The sequence below is a fragment of the Microbacterium aquimaris genome (assembly GCF_039531285.1).
In the GTDB taxonomy this organism is placed as follows: domain Bacteria; phylum Actinomycetota; class Actinomycetes; order Actinomycetales; family Microbacteriaceae; genus Microbacterium; species Microbacterium aquimaris.
The window spans coordinates 513,903-527,440 of sequence record NZ_BAAAPT010000001.1; the positions used below are offsets into that span (position 1 = coordinate 513,903).

The window sequence follows — 13,538 nt, forward strand, 5'->3', positions numbered from 1 at the left end:
CTACCGGCTCAGAACGGCCACACGAGCGGCACGTAGAGCACGGCGAAAGCGATGAAGACGACCGATAGGGGAAGCCCGAGGCGCCAGTAGTCACCGAACCGGTATCCGCCCGGCTCCATCACCATGAGGTTGGCCGGCGTCGCGATCGGCGTGAGGAACGCCGCGGCTCCGGCGACGGTGAGCGCCATCATGAACGGCATGACCGACAGGTCCAATGTCGCGGCGATCGAGACGGCGATGGGCGCGACGATGAGGACGGTCGCGGCGTTGCTGATGAGCTGACCGAGCACGAGGGTCAACAGGCAGAGGGCGAGCAGCACGACGTGTGGGCTCGCTCCGCTCATCGCGGCGAGGACCCATCCGGCGACGAGGTCGGCCGTGCCGGTCTGGATGAACGCAGTCGACAGCGGGATCATCCCGGCGATGAGCACGATCGTCGTCCACGAGATCGATTGGAACGCCTGGGGCACGCTGATCGCACGGGACAGGATGAGCGCGACCGCGGCGAGCAGCGCTGCGGCGGCCGCCGGGACCACGCCCGTGGCCAGGAGGACCACCATCAGGGCGAGCACCACGACGGCTCGTTTCGCCCCGCGCCCCAGCGGCACCGAGCGGCGCAGCTGCGCAGGAGCGTCGACGGGCAGCATCCCGCCCGACGCGGTCCGCACGGTCAGAGCGTCCCACGTCCCCTGCAGCAGGAGCGCGTCGCCCGCCTGGACGACGATGTCACCGGTCTTGAGGATCTGCTCGCCGCGACGGGCGGCCAGAACGATCAGTTCACCGTCCGGCGTGGTCATGCCGGGCGCCACCGTCGTGCCGATCAGCGAAGACCTCGGCGCGATGACGACCTCGGTGACCCCTGACGCCGGGCCGAGGAGCGTTCCGGTGTCGAGCGTGACCTCGTACTGCTCACGGATCACGCGCGCGTGCTGGGCGAGGTCGGTCGGGAGCCTCATCGCGTCGCGGACGGGAAGGAGCGGCTTGCCGATCAGGATGACGACGGCGACCGAGACGAGGACCAACGGGATCCCGACCAGCGCGAACTCGAAGTACCCGAACGCGCGTCCGCCGTTCTGGGCGGCGACCTCCGAGACGATGATGTTCACCGGGGTGCCGGTGAGGGCCAGGAGCGATCCGGCGCTGGCGAGGAATGCCAGCGGCATCAGCAGCTGCGAGGGCGGCATCCCCGCGCGCGCGGCGACCACCACGACCAAGGGCACGAGGGCGGCGACGGCACCGTTGATGCTGATCAGCGCCGACGCGATCGCGACCACGGCGCCGATCGCCACGATCAATCGCACCCGCCCGGTGCCGGCACGCGTGATGACCTGCTTGCCCGCCCACGCGGTGACCCCGGTGGCATCGAGCGCCTCGCTGACCACGAACAGCCCCGCGATGAACAGCACGGTGGGATCGCCGAAGCCGGCGAGCGCCTCGGGGAGCGTGAGCACCCCGGTGAAGAAGAGCAGCAACGAAACCCCTACCGCGATGACGGCGATCGGCACGCGGTTGCTCACGAACGCGACGACCGCGAGCGCAAGGATTGTCAGTGTCGCGACGACGGGGTCCACGCGGCCAGCGTATCGATCAGACGGCGTCGAGGTGTTCGACGACCAGCGGATCCGTCACGGCGCGGCGCTCGATCACGTCGCAGGGCGCTTCGTCCTCCGATTCAGCGGATGAGGCTGAGCCAGCCTGCCAGCGCGAGAAGAGTGACCAAGAGCACGGGCAGCGTGAGGACGATACCTGTGCGGAAGTACCGACCCCACCCGATATGGATGCCTTTGCGGTCGAGAACGTGCAGCCACAGCAGAGTGGCAAGCGATCCGATCGGCGTGATCTTGGGTCCGATGTCCGAACCGATCACGTTGGCGTAGATCATCACCTCTTGCGTGAGCCCGGTCGCGCTCGCACCGGTGATCGCGAGCGCGGCGATGAGCACGGTCGGCATGTTGTTCATGATCGAGGCGAGGATCGCGATCACGAAGCCGACCCCGAGCGCGGTGGCCACCACGCCGTGCCCGCCGAAGTAGTCGAACACCTCCGACAGGTAGTCCGTCAGGCCTTGATTCCTCAGCCCGTAGACCACGAGGTACATGCCGATGGAGAACAGCACGATCTGCCACGGCGCTTCGCGGATGGTGCGCGCGACCGGGATCACCGGCTCGGCGACTGATCGCTGCTGGCCGCGCACGTCCTCCGGTCCGCCGACGACGGCCGCTCGAGCACCGACCCGCGCGAAGGCGAAGCGCGGACGGCGGGCGGCGATGAGGACCATCGCGACCGCGCCGAGTCCCGCGACCAGGGCGAGCGGGATCCCCAACGGGTCGGCCACGAAGTAACCGACCAGGAGGACACCCAGGACGATCCATCCGGCGCGGAACGTGACGCGGTCGCGGACCGCGGTGGCGGGCGTGTCCAGGGCGGAAAGGTCGTAGGTCTGGGGGATCGAGCGTCGGAAGTAGAGATAGAGCACCCCGAGAGACGCGAGCACCGCGACGATGCCCACCGGCACCATCACCACCGCGTACTCGGCGAATCCGATGTCGAAGTAGTCCGCCGAGACGATGTTGACGAGATTGGACACGACCAGCGGCAGGCTTCCCGTGTCAGCGATGAAGCCCGTCGCAAGGATGAAGCCGAGGGCCGCCTTCGCGTCGATCTTGAGCGCCCGCAACATGCCGACGACGATCGGGGTCAGGATGAGTGCGGCACCGTCGTTCGCGAACACAGCCGCCACGGCCGCCCCCAGCCCGACGATCAACACGAACAGCAGCCGACCGTTCCCACGCCCCCAGCGGGCGACGTGGAGCGCCGCCCACTCGAAGAATCCCGCCTCGTCCAGGATGAGGGAGATCAGGACGATCGCCACGAAGGTGAGGGTCGCATTCCACACGATGTCGACGACGGTGAACACGTCACTGACGGCGACGACCGTCGTCACCAGGGCGAGAAGCGCGCCGATCAACGCGGTGTACCCGATGGGGAAGCCCTTGGGCTGCCAGATCACCACCACGAGGGTGGCGACGAAGATGAGGGCCGCGACGAACGTGAGGATCACGACACGATCTCCGGGAGCTCGGCCCCGAGTGACGACATAGGGCGTTGCGACCAGATCAGGGCGTCAGACATGAAGACCTCTCAGGGATGCGCGACGTCGGCGCGCGGGACATAGACATCCATAAATATAGACGATGATCGAACGGTAACACCTCCGTGTCGTCCGTCGACATAGCGCATCCGCGCCCGCCGTGCGCGGGGTTGACCGCCCCCGTGCACGACTCGCAAGACTGGGGTCATGTCACGGATGCGGGCGAATCTGCGCGACTGGCGCGCCACCGTGCTCAATAGGCACCGGATGCTCCTGGCCGCCAAGACCGCGGTCGCAGCGGCGATCGCTTGGGCCGTCGTACCCCTGCTGCCCTTCGTGAACAACGAATACTCCTACTACGCGCCCTTCGGTGTTCTGGTGGTCATGTACCCCACGGTTGCGGCCACCGCACGAACGGGCGGACAGACCCTCCTGGGCCTTGCGATCGGGATCGGCCTCGGGGTCGGCGCGCTGGGCGCGACGGAGTACTTCGACATCCCCCCGGTCATCCCGCTTGCCGCCGTCGTGGCCGTCGGTGTCCTCCTCGGGGGGATTCGGCACCTGGGCGCCGGACGCGACATCCTCGCTGTGGCGGCGGTGTTCGTCCTGCTGCTCGCCGGTCAAGCGGGAGCCGACGACTACCCACTGTCGTATCTCGTGACGATGGGCGTCGGTGTCGTGGTCGGGCTCGTCGTGAACCTCGTCGTCGTTCCGCCGCTGTATTTCCAGTGGGCCGGCGGAAAACTCACCACCCTCCGCGAGACCACCGGAGGCTTCCTCGACACGCTCGCCGATCACGTCGACGACCCCGAACCGGCGCAGGTCGACGCCGCCGTGGCGCATCTGGACGCGATGACCGATGAGGTGCGACGCGAGGTCACCGAAGCGGACGACTCCGCTCGGGCCAACCCGCGCGGCAAGCGCCATCTGCGCGAGCAGGAAGACAACGCCCGCCGGTTGCACTCGATGGAACAAACCGTCGCCGCCACGCGAGATCTCGCCGAGGTGGTCGCGGGACGGAACCCAGCAGCGCTGGAGGACATGACCGACACGGCGCGAGCCCGCTTCGCCGAGGCGATCCGAGCATGCGCGCAGCTCACCGACACCGCCATCGACGACGACTCGCTCGACACGCGCCTCCGCGACGCGAACGACGCGCTCGAGGCGTATCTGAACGAGCTTCCCTCAGCATCGGTCACCAGCTCGACGAAGGCCCAACGCATCGAGCCTGCGATCTTCCTGCGACGCATCATCGATGCATCGGCACCCTTCGCCTCGGCCGACACCACCGATGGCCCGGCCCCCGACACCCCGTCGGGTTGACGCGCGGACAGGAGTCGCCGGTGAGGCGACCCCTCGATCCGTCCGTCATCGCGCGGAGCGGTCACCCCCACGCATTCAGCGGGGGGCGGGGAGACCGCGTCAGAAGAACGAGGCGATCACCACGCCGCCGGCCGCACCGACGAGGACGACCACCCACGGAGGCACGCGGAAGGCGGTGAGGAGGACGAAGCACACCAACGCGAGCGAGAACGTCGCCGGATCGACCACCGCCGAGGTGAAGACCGGATCGTACAGGGCCGCGCCCAGTACGCCGACGACGGCCGCGTTCGCGCCCGCCATCGCCGCCCGAGCACCGGCCTGGCGGCGGAAGCCGCTCCAGAAGGGCAAGACCCCGGTCAGCAGCAGGAATCCGGGCAGGAAGACCGCCAGCAGGGCGATCGCGCCGCCCAGGACACCACCGGGACCCACCGCGGAGACCGCACCGAGGTAGCCCGCGAAGGTGAACAACGGACCCGGCATCGCCTGGGCGAGTCCGTACCCGGCGAGAAACTCCCGCGTGTCGACCCACCCGGTCGAGACGATCTCCGCCTCGAGGAGGGGCAGCACCACGTGGCCGCCGCCGAACACGAGCGCTCCGGCGCGATAGAAGGCGTCGACGAGGTCCGCGGCCCCCCACCCCGTCACCGCGGCGAGCACGGGGAGCCCGATGAGGAGGACGAAGAAGGCCCCGAGGCAGAGGATGCCGACCGCGCGCGGGACCGGGAACGACGAGCCCGGGTCCGCGTCGGTGGCCACCGAGCGACACAGCCACATTCCCAGCATCGCGCCGACGACGATCACGACGATCTGAGCGATCGACCCACCGGCGAGCACGACGAGCACCGCTGCTCCTGCCGCGATGCCGGCCCGTGTCTTGTCCGGGGCGAGCGTCCCGGCCATCCCCCACACCGCCTGGGCCACCACCGCGACGGCGACGAGCTTCAATCCCTCGAGGATCCCCGACCCCACCGGCCCGGCGATCGCGGAACCGGCGGAGGCGAAAGCGATCATGAGAATCGCCGAGGGCAGCGTGAAGGCGACGAAGGCGGCCAACGCGCCGCCGACGCCGGCGCGCAGCATCCCCAGCCCGAAACCGACTTGGCTGGATGCCGGTCCGGGCAGGAACTGCGACAGGGCGACGAGATCGGCGTATTCGCGGTCGTCGATCCACCGTCGGCGCGTGACGAGTTCGTCGCGGAAGTAGCCCAGGTGCGCCACGGGACCACCGAAACTGGTCGCTCCGAGCTTGAGGAAAGCGACGAAGACCTCGAGGACCGTCCCGCGCGGACGCGCGACCCGTTGGGGCGACGGCGGGCCCGGATGTCCTGCCAACGGCTCATCGGACGACACGCTCACACGCTACCGTGGCCGGGGAAGGGAAGGTGGTCCCCGTGTCCGGACGTCTCGTACAGCTGCCGAACGGCCGCTCGCTCGGTGTCACAGGGTTCGGTGATCCGATCGCCCGCCGCATCGTGGTGCTCTGCCACCCGGCGCCGGGCACCGGCGGATTCGATCCCGACCCGACGGTGACGGCGCAGTGGGGTGTGAGGATGGTCGCGCTCGACCGTCCCGGCTACGGCGCGTCTGAGCCATGGCGCCCCGGGGAGCGGCCGTCGTTCACAACGCACGCGGACGACCTCGCCCAGCATCTGTCACGCATCGGGGCCGGTTCGGAACGCCTCGAAGGCATCGACATCGGTTCGGTCGGCGTCGTCGGCTGGGGGGTCGGCGGTCACGCCGCGCTCGCGCTGGCCTCACGGCACCCGCGCCTGGTCGGACGACTGGCGCTGATCGACACGCCCTCCCCCGAGACGGCCTCCCGCGCGGTCGACCCCGCGGTGCCCTTCTCGTTCGCCGACATCGGCTTCGCTCCGCGGGAACCCGCCTACGGGGAATCGGGCACCGGACGCCGCCTCCGTCGGATGCTCACAGCCGCCGCTGTGCAAGGCGGGGCCGGCGTGCAGGGCGACCGTGCAGCGTTGGACGACCACGACTGGTGGCGGTCGGTGCGCGACATCGAGGCGGAGACGTTGCTCGTGTACGGTGACGAGCATCCGACCGTGAGCGCCCGTGTCGATGGGCGCCGTCTTCGCCGCCGCCTCCGCAGATCGCGCGTGGTCCGGGTCGCCGGAGGAACGGGCCTGTCCGTCTCGACCCACTGGCCCAGCATCCTCAATCACGTCGCCCCTCGCCGATGAGCTCCGGGGGTCCCCGCGAAACCACCCGTCCTCACCGAGACCATCTCTTCCACGCACAGGGATGGGGTGCCTTCGTCGAGATCGGGTGGTCTCGCCCCGCCGGTAGGATTCCCAGGGTGGAGCCTGAGGACACCGATGTGAACGCCACACCCGACGACGGCGCGGACGACAGCACCGGCGCGGGTGCGTGCGGTCCGGGATGCACCTGCGCCCCCGGGCGGACCGGTTTCGTGACGCTGGAGACGTCGCGCCCCCCGACAGGCGGCGAGCTCCGACCCGACACGGGGGCCCACGCGGTCGAGCAGGTGAAGATCCCGTCGGGCACGTTCGCGATGGGCGACTCCTCCGGCGACCGCAATCCCGGCGACGGGGAGGTGCCGGTGCACCAGGTCACCCTGGACGCCTTCTCGATCGACGCCACGAGCGTGACCAACGACGATTTCGCCCGTTTCATCGACGCCACCGGCTACGCCACCGAAGCCGAGACCTTCGGCTTCTCCGCCGTGTTCCACCTCGCCCTCGCGGCGCCCGACGAAGACGTCATGGGGCGCGCATCCGGCACCCCGTGGTGGCTCGGCGTGAAGGGGGCGGACTGGCGGCACCCCGGCGGGCGCGACAGCTCCATCGACGGCCTCGGCGACCACCCCGTCGTGCACGTGTCGTACAACGACGCGCTGGCCTACTGCGCGTGGGCCGGACGCCGCCTCCCCACCGAAGCGGAGTGGGAGTACGCCTCACGCGGCGGCCTCGACCGCGCCAAGTACCCCTGGGGAGACGACGAGCCGGACACGGGCGGCGCGTGGCGCACCAATATCTGGCAGGGCGTCTTCCCGCGGGAGAACACCCTCGACGACGGGTTCCTGACCACCGCACCCGTCCGCACCTTCTCCCCCAACGGATTCGGCCTGTGGCAGACGGTCGGAAACGTGTGGGAGTGGTGTGCGGACTGGTGGGACCCCGGCTACTACGCCGCCTCGCCCGCCTCGAACCCCCTCGGCCCGGACCGCGGGAACGCGCGTGTGCTGCGCGGGGGGAGCTTCCTCTGCCACATCTCCTATTGCAACCGTTACCGCAATTCCGCCCGGTCGCAGAACACCCCCGACTCCTCGATGGGAAACGCCGGCTTCCGCACGGTCTCCCTCGCCGCAGCGTGACCGGGCCGATCTCGCCTTCGTCGCACCGGCCGCGCCGGCGCGACGTGCTCTCCTGGATCGCGGTCGTCCTGGCCGCGGTCGCCGTCGCGGTGGTCACGTGGGTATGCCTCACGGCGTGGGGAGCGGTCGTCCACGGCAACCCGGCATACGCGCTCGTGCTCGGGGCGACGACGCTCCTGGCGATCGTCGGATTCGCCCTCGCCCTCCGCGGCGCCCGGGCCGCGAAGCCGCTGCGCGTAGCCGGACGCGTCGCCCTCCTGGTCGCCGCGGCAACCGGCATCGCCGTCGTGGCTTGGTTGCGCCCCTACCCGGCCGTCGAACCGGCGCTCACGGCGATGCGCACCGACGCCTCGGTGACGGTCACCGAGTCCCCCGATCGGATCGTGTTCCTCCCGAGCGGGGAGGTGTCCTCGACCGCGGTGTTCTTCCAGCCGGGGGCCCTCGTCGACGCACGCGCGTACGCCGCCGTCCTGCGACCGCTCGCAGAGCGGGGCCATCCGGTCGTGATCGCCAAGCAGCCGCTGGGAATCGCCTTCCTCGCCCTGGGCGCATTCGACGAAGCCCGCGACGCGGTACCCGATGCCGCCGACTGGGTCGTCGGCGGGCATTCCCTCGGCGGCACGGTCGCGTCGATACAGGCCGACGAGAGCGACGGCACCGCGGCCTCACCCGTCACCGGGCTCCTCCTGTACGCGTCGTACCCGGCGGGCGACATCAGCGCGTCCCTCACCGCACGCGTGCTGTCGATCTCGGGTACCGAAGACGGCCTGGCGACCCCGGAGAAAGTCGACGAGTCCGCCGCGACACTGCCCACCGACACCGAATTCCTCGTGCTGGAGGGCGTCTCGCACGCCCAGTTCGGCGCGTACGGCCCCCAGGCCGGAGACGGCACCCCGGAGGTCTCCGACGACGTCGCGCGGCACGAGATCTCCGAGGCCAGCCGACTGTTCGTCGACTCCCTCACCCCCGACTGAACGACCGCTCGGGAATGTTCCCGATCGTGCGTACGCTGGAAGAAAGAAGCCCCGCAACCGACAGAGAGGCGGCTTCCATGGCCACGCAGACCGTCACGATGGACTCCTTCCGCGAGACCATCACCGACAACGACATCGTTCTCCTCGACTTCTGGGCGGAATGGTGCGGACCGTGCCGTTCGTTCGCTCCGGTGTTCGAGAAGGCGTCGGACGAGCACTCCGACGTCGTCTTCGGGAAGATCGACACCGAGGACCAGCGCGAGCTCGCGGGCGGGTTCGGCATCACCTCGATCCCCACCCTCGCCGCGTTCCGCGAGGGGATCCTCGTGTTCTCCCAGCCCGGCGCGCTCCCGGCACCTGCCCTCGAGCAGGTCATCACCGCCGTGAAGGGCCTCGACATGGACGACGTGCGCAAGCAGATCGCCGAGCAGCAGGCGCAGGCCGGCGAAGACGCATCGGCATGACGCGCCGGGTGACAGCCGGGTGACGCGCGGGGTGAACTGAGCCGCGCATCATCCGCGCACGCCCCACGGTCCGATCAAGATGGACTCCGCTCCCGCTGCACCCTTTCGACCCTGGAGGCGCCCCTTGGCCACGCACACCACCGCGACCCCGGAACGTTCGACCGGCGCACGTGCCGCTCTGGGCTTCGGAGGTGTGCTCGCCGTCGTCATCGGCGTCTTGATCCTCCTCTGGCCCGAGCGCACCGCCTCGGTGGCCACGGCACTGATCGCCGTGTACGCGATCGGCGCCGGGGTCGTCTATGCCGCAGTGGGGCTGTTCGCGAAGGATCAGAAGACGCGCTCGCGGGTCGGTCGCATCTCGGCGGCGGTGGTCTTCCTCATCGTGGGGATCCTGGCGTTGCTCAACCTCGGCCAGACGACGGCGTGGCTGGCCGTCTTCCTCGGTGTCGCGGTCGGCGTGACGTGGATCGTCGAAGGCATCCTCACGCTGGCGACGCTGCGCGAGTCCGAGCACAAAGCCCTCACAGTCGCCTTCGCCGTGGTCGCGCTGGTGGCGGGAGCGGTGCTCGTGGCCTCCCCCGTCTGGGGGATCGCCGTGCTGTGGTGGCTGCTCGGCGCCTCGCTGATCGTCCTCGGAGCGATGAACGCGCTACGCGCACTGCGGACGCGCCGCGACCGCTGAGGTCAGGCGCCGACGCGCCCCTCCTCGCCCTCGTCCTCACCCTCGCCTTCGTCCGCCTGCTCGCGCAGGGCACGGAACAAAGACGACAGGGAACCGAAGCCGACCGCCGCGGCGAGTTCCACGGACGGCATGTGCGGGTTCCCGCGCCGCATGGCCACCGCGGCACGACCTCGTTGGGCCCTGATCTCGGCGACGACGGTCGTGCCCTCCTCGGCGAACGCGGCCTGAAGACTGCGCGCGGAGACTCCGAGGTCGCGGGCCAGTGTCGTGACCGTCAGTCTCTGGTCCTGATACTGGCTCAGTATGGCGCGCATCGCGCGCGAGAACAGACTGACCTCCCTCGAGTGCCCCTCGGTGATCAGGCGCACGAGAGCGCGGGCGACCTCCGCCGAAGCGGCCTGCAGCGGACCGGCGGCGGTCTCACCGGGGATCCGGACGGCGCTCAGTGACGTCACGAACGCCACCAGCGGACGAAGCGCCTCATCGGGCAGGGCATCGCTGACCCGCGGCGCGTGATCGGGAAGATTGAGCTCGGTCACCATGCTCGCCGGCAGGCTGAGGTACAGGATCCGATTGCGCTCACCCGTCAGCTCGAACCGCACCGGGGTGTCCCCGGGCGGCACGAGGGTCAGCCCCGGCTCTCGCGTCCACACCGCTCCCTCCGCGTGCGTCGAGACGGCGCCCTCGAGACACACCACCGCGGCAGCCCGTTGCCAGGACAACCTGTCCCGCGGCCAATCGACCACCGCCTCGGGTGCGGTCACGTGTGCGAAGGTGATCTCGGGGAACCGCGTCATCACCGCACGGAAGACGCCGTCGGTGGCGACATCCACGATGCGCAGGTTGGCGGCCCGCAAGTACGCGCCGAACGCGTCGTGGCGGGCTGTCTCGCTCGCCGGAACCTCGAATTCGACACTGTCGACGGGACCCATCTCCTGCCACAGCAGGTTGCGCGTCGGCATCGGTCCTCCTGATCGACCCACGTCGATATCGTTAACCTCCATCATGTCAGCGCGAGACGCCACGCGCTCACGAGCCGGCGCCTGTTCGCGAGGAAACCGGTCTCACCCCCTCGGCGCGGGAAAGAGCGAAGACCCCGGTGACGGCGACCGCGCCGGCGCCCGCGAAGGCGAGCGCGGCCCACCATGGCGCGCCGCTCGCCTCCCCCAGGATGGTGATCCCCAGCAGCACCGCCACCGCCGGATCGATCACGGTGAGGCCCGCCACGACCACCTCGGCCCGATTGCTCGCGTGCGCACGCTGGACGAAGTAGATCGACAAGCCCCCCGCGACGAAGATCCCGACGAGACAGGCGAGGGTGAGCACGTCCGCATCGGTGAACGCGAAGTGGCCCGCAGAGAGGATGGTCTGCACGCGCAGGATGACCGTCTTCCCCAGCGTCGCGACGAACGCCGAGTAGACGCCACCGAGGATCACCCAGGTCAACGCGGGAAGGCGTCGACCACGCGCGGCCACCACGAACACCGCGGTGACCAGCAGGGTCCCGCCGAGGGTGGACAGGATCGCGACGAGCTGCTGATCGTTGATCGCATGTTGCGTACTCACGAGCGCGGCCACGACCACGAAGAGCGCGACCCCACCCGCGCTGAGCCCGATCGCCCGGAGCACCGCACCGGAGGGCGCCTGCCGGGTGGCCCATGCCGTGAGCAGGGTGGTGAAGACCAGGGCCGTGACGCCGACCGGCTGCACCACGATCAGGGGCGCAAAGGCGAGGCTCCCCATCTGAAGGAGGGTCGACAAGACGAGCAGGACACCCCCGGCCAGCCACCACCGGTTGCGCACCAGGTGGAGAACCCTGCTGCCCCCCGCAGCCTCCACGCGCGTCTGCATCCGGCGCACGCCGCGTCCTTGCAGGAGGTTTCCCACCGCCAGCGCGATCGCCGAGGCCACCGCCAACGCGATCCCGGCGACGGGGAGAGTGGTGATGTCCATAGGTCACTTCCTGAGAGAGGTGCGCGTCATTCCGCACCGTCGAGGTGGAGTTTCACGCTGATCTCGTACGCGTCGAGCTCGTCGCGCACGTATCGCAGCGACGGGGTGCTGTACCGGCCGCTACGTGCCAGCGTGCGCAGTTCCGCACGCATCGCGCGGATGAGTTCGAGCTCGAGCTCGAGGCGTTCTCCACCGGCGGGGCCGCGCGCGTCCGCGCGCAACGTGCGGAACAGGTGTGATGTCGCCAGCACGGACGCTGCGTCCGCGCCGTCGGGGATCGCGATCCTCCCCTCTTTCATCGCGTGGGCGGTGAGTCGGCGTAGCTCGCCGTCGACCGCGCGGATCTCCTCCCGCGAGGGCCCCTCACGGCCCTCGCCCCGCAAGCCGAGCATCTTCACGACGAAGCCGAGCGTCCCACCCTGGACGGCCAGGCTTCCGGCGGCGACGATGAAGGCCACGAGCACGAGCAGGTCGCGCTCGGGGGTGTCGGCCGGGAGGGTCTGCGCCGCAGCGAGTGTCACCACGCCGCGCATGCCCGCCCACACGATGACGGTGCTGTGTCTCCACGTCAGCGGGGAGGATTGGAAGTAGTCGCTGTCGGCCCGAGCGCGGCGCGCGTCGGGGCGCCCGACGATTCTCCGGTCCCCGTCGGCCGCAGAGAGTCTGCGTCGCACCGACCGGGCGAGGATCGTGTTGCGGACGCTGACCATCGGGAACACGTATGCGGCGCGGGCCACCATGACCACCGCGAAGGCGAGGGCGGCGATGCCCACTGCGCGTCCGAGCCCCTCGTCGGCGGCGATGTTGCGTTCGATGATGCCCCACAGCTGGAGTCCCATCGCCAGGAAGACGACGCCCTCGAGCACGGACTCCACCGTGCTCCAGTTGAGCTTGTCCGAAATGCGCTGCTCGGGTGTGAGCCAGCGCGCCGCGCCCTGCCCGCACACGAGCCCGGCCGCGACGGCGGCCACCAGACCGGAACCGCCGAGGTACTCGGTGGGAAGGTACGCCAGATACGGGATGGTGAACCCGAGCGCGGTGTTGGCGGTGGCGCTGCGCGTCCACGCGCGAAGCCGCAGCGCGATCACCCCCACCAGACCCCCCACCACGACGGCGGAGAGCACCGCCCAGATGAACGAACCGATCGTCGTGATCACGGAGAACCCGGCGGCGGTCGCGGCGATCGCGGTGCGGAGGGTGACAAGCGCGGTCGCGTCGTTGAGCAGGCTCTCGCCTTCGAGGATGGTGACAACCCTGCGGGGAGCACCGAGGCTCTTCACGATCGTCGTCGCGACGGCGTCGGTCGGGCTGAGGATCGCTCCCAACGCCACTGCCAGGGGGAACCCGAGCCCGGGGATCGCCCACGACAGCGCCAGTCCGAGCAGGAGGGATGAGGCGATGACGAGGACGACGGACAGACCGCCGATCGCTCCCGCTTCACGCGTGAACTCTCGAGCCGGAGCTGCCACCGCGGCCGAGTAGAGCAACGGCGGCAGAATGCCCACGAGGATGATCTCCGGGGCGATCGTCACCGCGGGTACGGCGGGGGCCAGACTGACCGCGACCCCGATCGCCATGATCACCAGCGGTCCGGCGACGCCGATGCGGTTCGCGAACGCGTTGGCCAGGGTCACGACGATGATCGCCACAACGATCGCGGCGAGCAGTTGCACAGACACGGCTTCGGTCCTTCACATCG

12 protein-coding genes are annotated in these 13,538 nt (G+C 69.9%); 6 read left to right on the forward strand and 6 right to left on the reverse strand.

What is annotated here, in order from left to right; genetic code table 11:
- Positions 1–8 precede the first annotated feature (8 nt).
- Both ABD204_RS02465 and ABD204_RS02470 read right to left on the reverse strand, forming a co-directional pair.
- Positions 9–1,571, reverse strand: coding sequence for an SLC13 family permease (locus ABD204_RS02465; protein WP_194423119.1), 1,563 nt, complete (start codon positions 1,569–1,571; stop codon positions 9–11).
- A 101-nt stretch (positions 1,572–1,672) separates the two neighbouring features.
- The gene (locus ABD204_RS02470) at positions 1,673–3,061 is read right to left on the reverse strand and encodes an arsenic transporter (protein WP_322597482.1); all 1,389 of its coding nucleotides are present in this window, start codon (positions 3,059–3,061) and stop codon (positions 1,673–1,675) included.
- A 237-nt stretch (positions 3,062–3,298) separates the two neighbouring features.
- On the opposite strand from ABD204_RS02470, the gene ABD204_RS02475 reads away from it, so the two are divergent.
- On the forward strand, positions 3,299–4,414 hold the full coding sequence (locus ABD204_RS02475) for an aromatic acid exporter family protein (protein WP_194423120.1): 1,116 nt from the start codon (positions 3,299–3,301) through the stop codon (positions 4,412–4,414).
- 99 nt (positions 4,415–4,513) lie between these two features.
- Here ABD204_RS02475 and chrA read toward each other — a convergent pair whose 3' ends face one another.
- Positions 4,514–5,764, reverse strand: a complete 1,251-nt coding sequence (chrA, locus tag ABD204_RS02480; protein ID WP_322597483.1) for a chromate efflux transporter — start codon at positions 5,762–5,764, stop codon at positions 4,514–4,516.
- A 41-nt stretch (positions 5,765–5,805) separates the two neighbouring features.
- Here chrA and ABD204_RS02485 point away from each other — a divergent pair, with 41 nt between their 5' ends.
- The 5 genes from ABD204_RS02485 (at position 5,806) to ABD204_RS02505 (ending at position 9,886) form a co-directional block, all read left to right on the forward strand.
- Entirely contained in the window at positions 5,806–6,612 is an 807-nt protein-coding gene (locus tag ABD204_RS02485) for an alpha/beta fold hydrolase (protein ID WP_194423121.1), read from the forward strand.
- A 137-nt stretch (positions 6,613–6,749) separates the two neighbouring features.
- Positions 6,750–7,766 (forward strand): formylglycine-generating enzyme family protein, encoded by a 1,017-nt coding sequence (locus ABD204_RS02490; RefSeq protein ID WP_457809947.1) that lies wholly within the window; start codon positions 6,750–6,752, stop codon positions 7,764–7,766.
- Between the two features lie 44 nt (positions 7,767–7,810).
- Positions 7,811–8,740 carry an alpha/beta hydrolase gene (locus ABD204_RS02495; protein ID WP_322597485.1) on the forward strand — a complete coding sequence of 310 codons (930 nt, stop codon included), beginning with the start codon at positions 7,811–7,813 and terminating at the stop codon, positions 8,738–8,740.
- Positions 8,741–8,817: 77 nt separating this feature from the next.
- Positions 8,818–9,204, forward strand: coding sequence for a thioredoxin (gene trxA, locus ABD204_RS02500; protein ID WP_194423124.1), 387 nt, complete (start codon positions 8,818–8,820; stop codon positions 9,202–9,204).
- Positions 9,205–9,328: 124 nt separating this feature from the next.
- Positions 9,329–9,886 (forward strand): HdeD family acid-resistance protein, encoded by a 558-nt coding sequence (locus ABD204_RS02505; protein ID WP_241747760.1) that lies wholly within the window; start codon positions 9,329–9,331, stop codon positions 9,884–9,886.
- Between the two features lie 2 nt (positions 9,887–9,888).
- Here the strand turns inward: ABD204_RS02505 and ABD204_RS02510 are convergent, their stop codons facing one another.
- From ABD204_RS02510 to ABD204_RS02520, 3 genes are all read right to left on the reverse strand, one after another.
- Positions 9,889–10,848, reverse strand: coding sequence for a helix-turn-helix transcriptional regulator (locus ABD204_RS02510; protein ID WP_194423126.1), 960 nt, complete (start codon positions 10,846–10,848; stop codon positions 9,889–9,891).
- Between the two features lie 67 nt (positions 10,849–10,915).
- Positions 10,916–11,839 carry a DMT family protein gene (locus ABD204_RS02515; RefSeq protein ID WP_194423127.1) on the reverse strand — a complete coding sequence of 308 codons (924 nt, stop codon included), beginning with the start codon at positions 11,837–11,839 and terminating at the stop codon, positions 10,916–10,918.
- A 26-nt stretch (positions 11,840–11,865) separates the two neighbouring features.
- Positions 11,866–13,518, reverse strand: coding sequence for a cation:proton antiporter (locus ABD204_RS02520; RefSeq protein ID WP_322597486.1), 1,653 nt, complete (start codon positions 13,516–13,518; stop codon positions 11,866–11,868).
- Positions 13,519–13,538 lie beyond the last annotated feature (20 nt).

Bases quoted from the DNA above. Each gene is read 5' to 3' on its own strand.
- ABD204_RS02475 (WP_194423120.1), top strand. From the start codon at position 3,299: ATGTCACGGATGCGGGCGAATCTGCGCGACTGGCGCGCCACCGTGCTC.
- ABD204_RS02510 (WP_194423126.1), bottom strand. From the start codon at position 10,848: ATGCCGACGCGCAACCTGCTGTGGCAGGAGATGGGTCCCGTCGACAGT.
- trxA (WP_194423124.1), top strand. From the start codon at position 8,818: ATGGCCACGCAGACCGTCACGATGGACTCCTTCCGCGAGACCATCACC.
- ABD204_RS02515 (WP_194423127.1), bottom strand. From the start codon at position 11,839: ATGGACATCACCACTCTCCCCGTCGCCGGGATCGCGTTGGCGGTGGCC.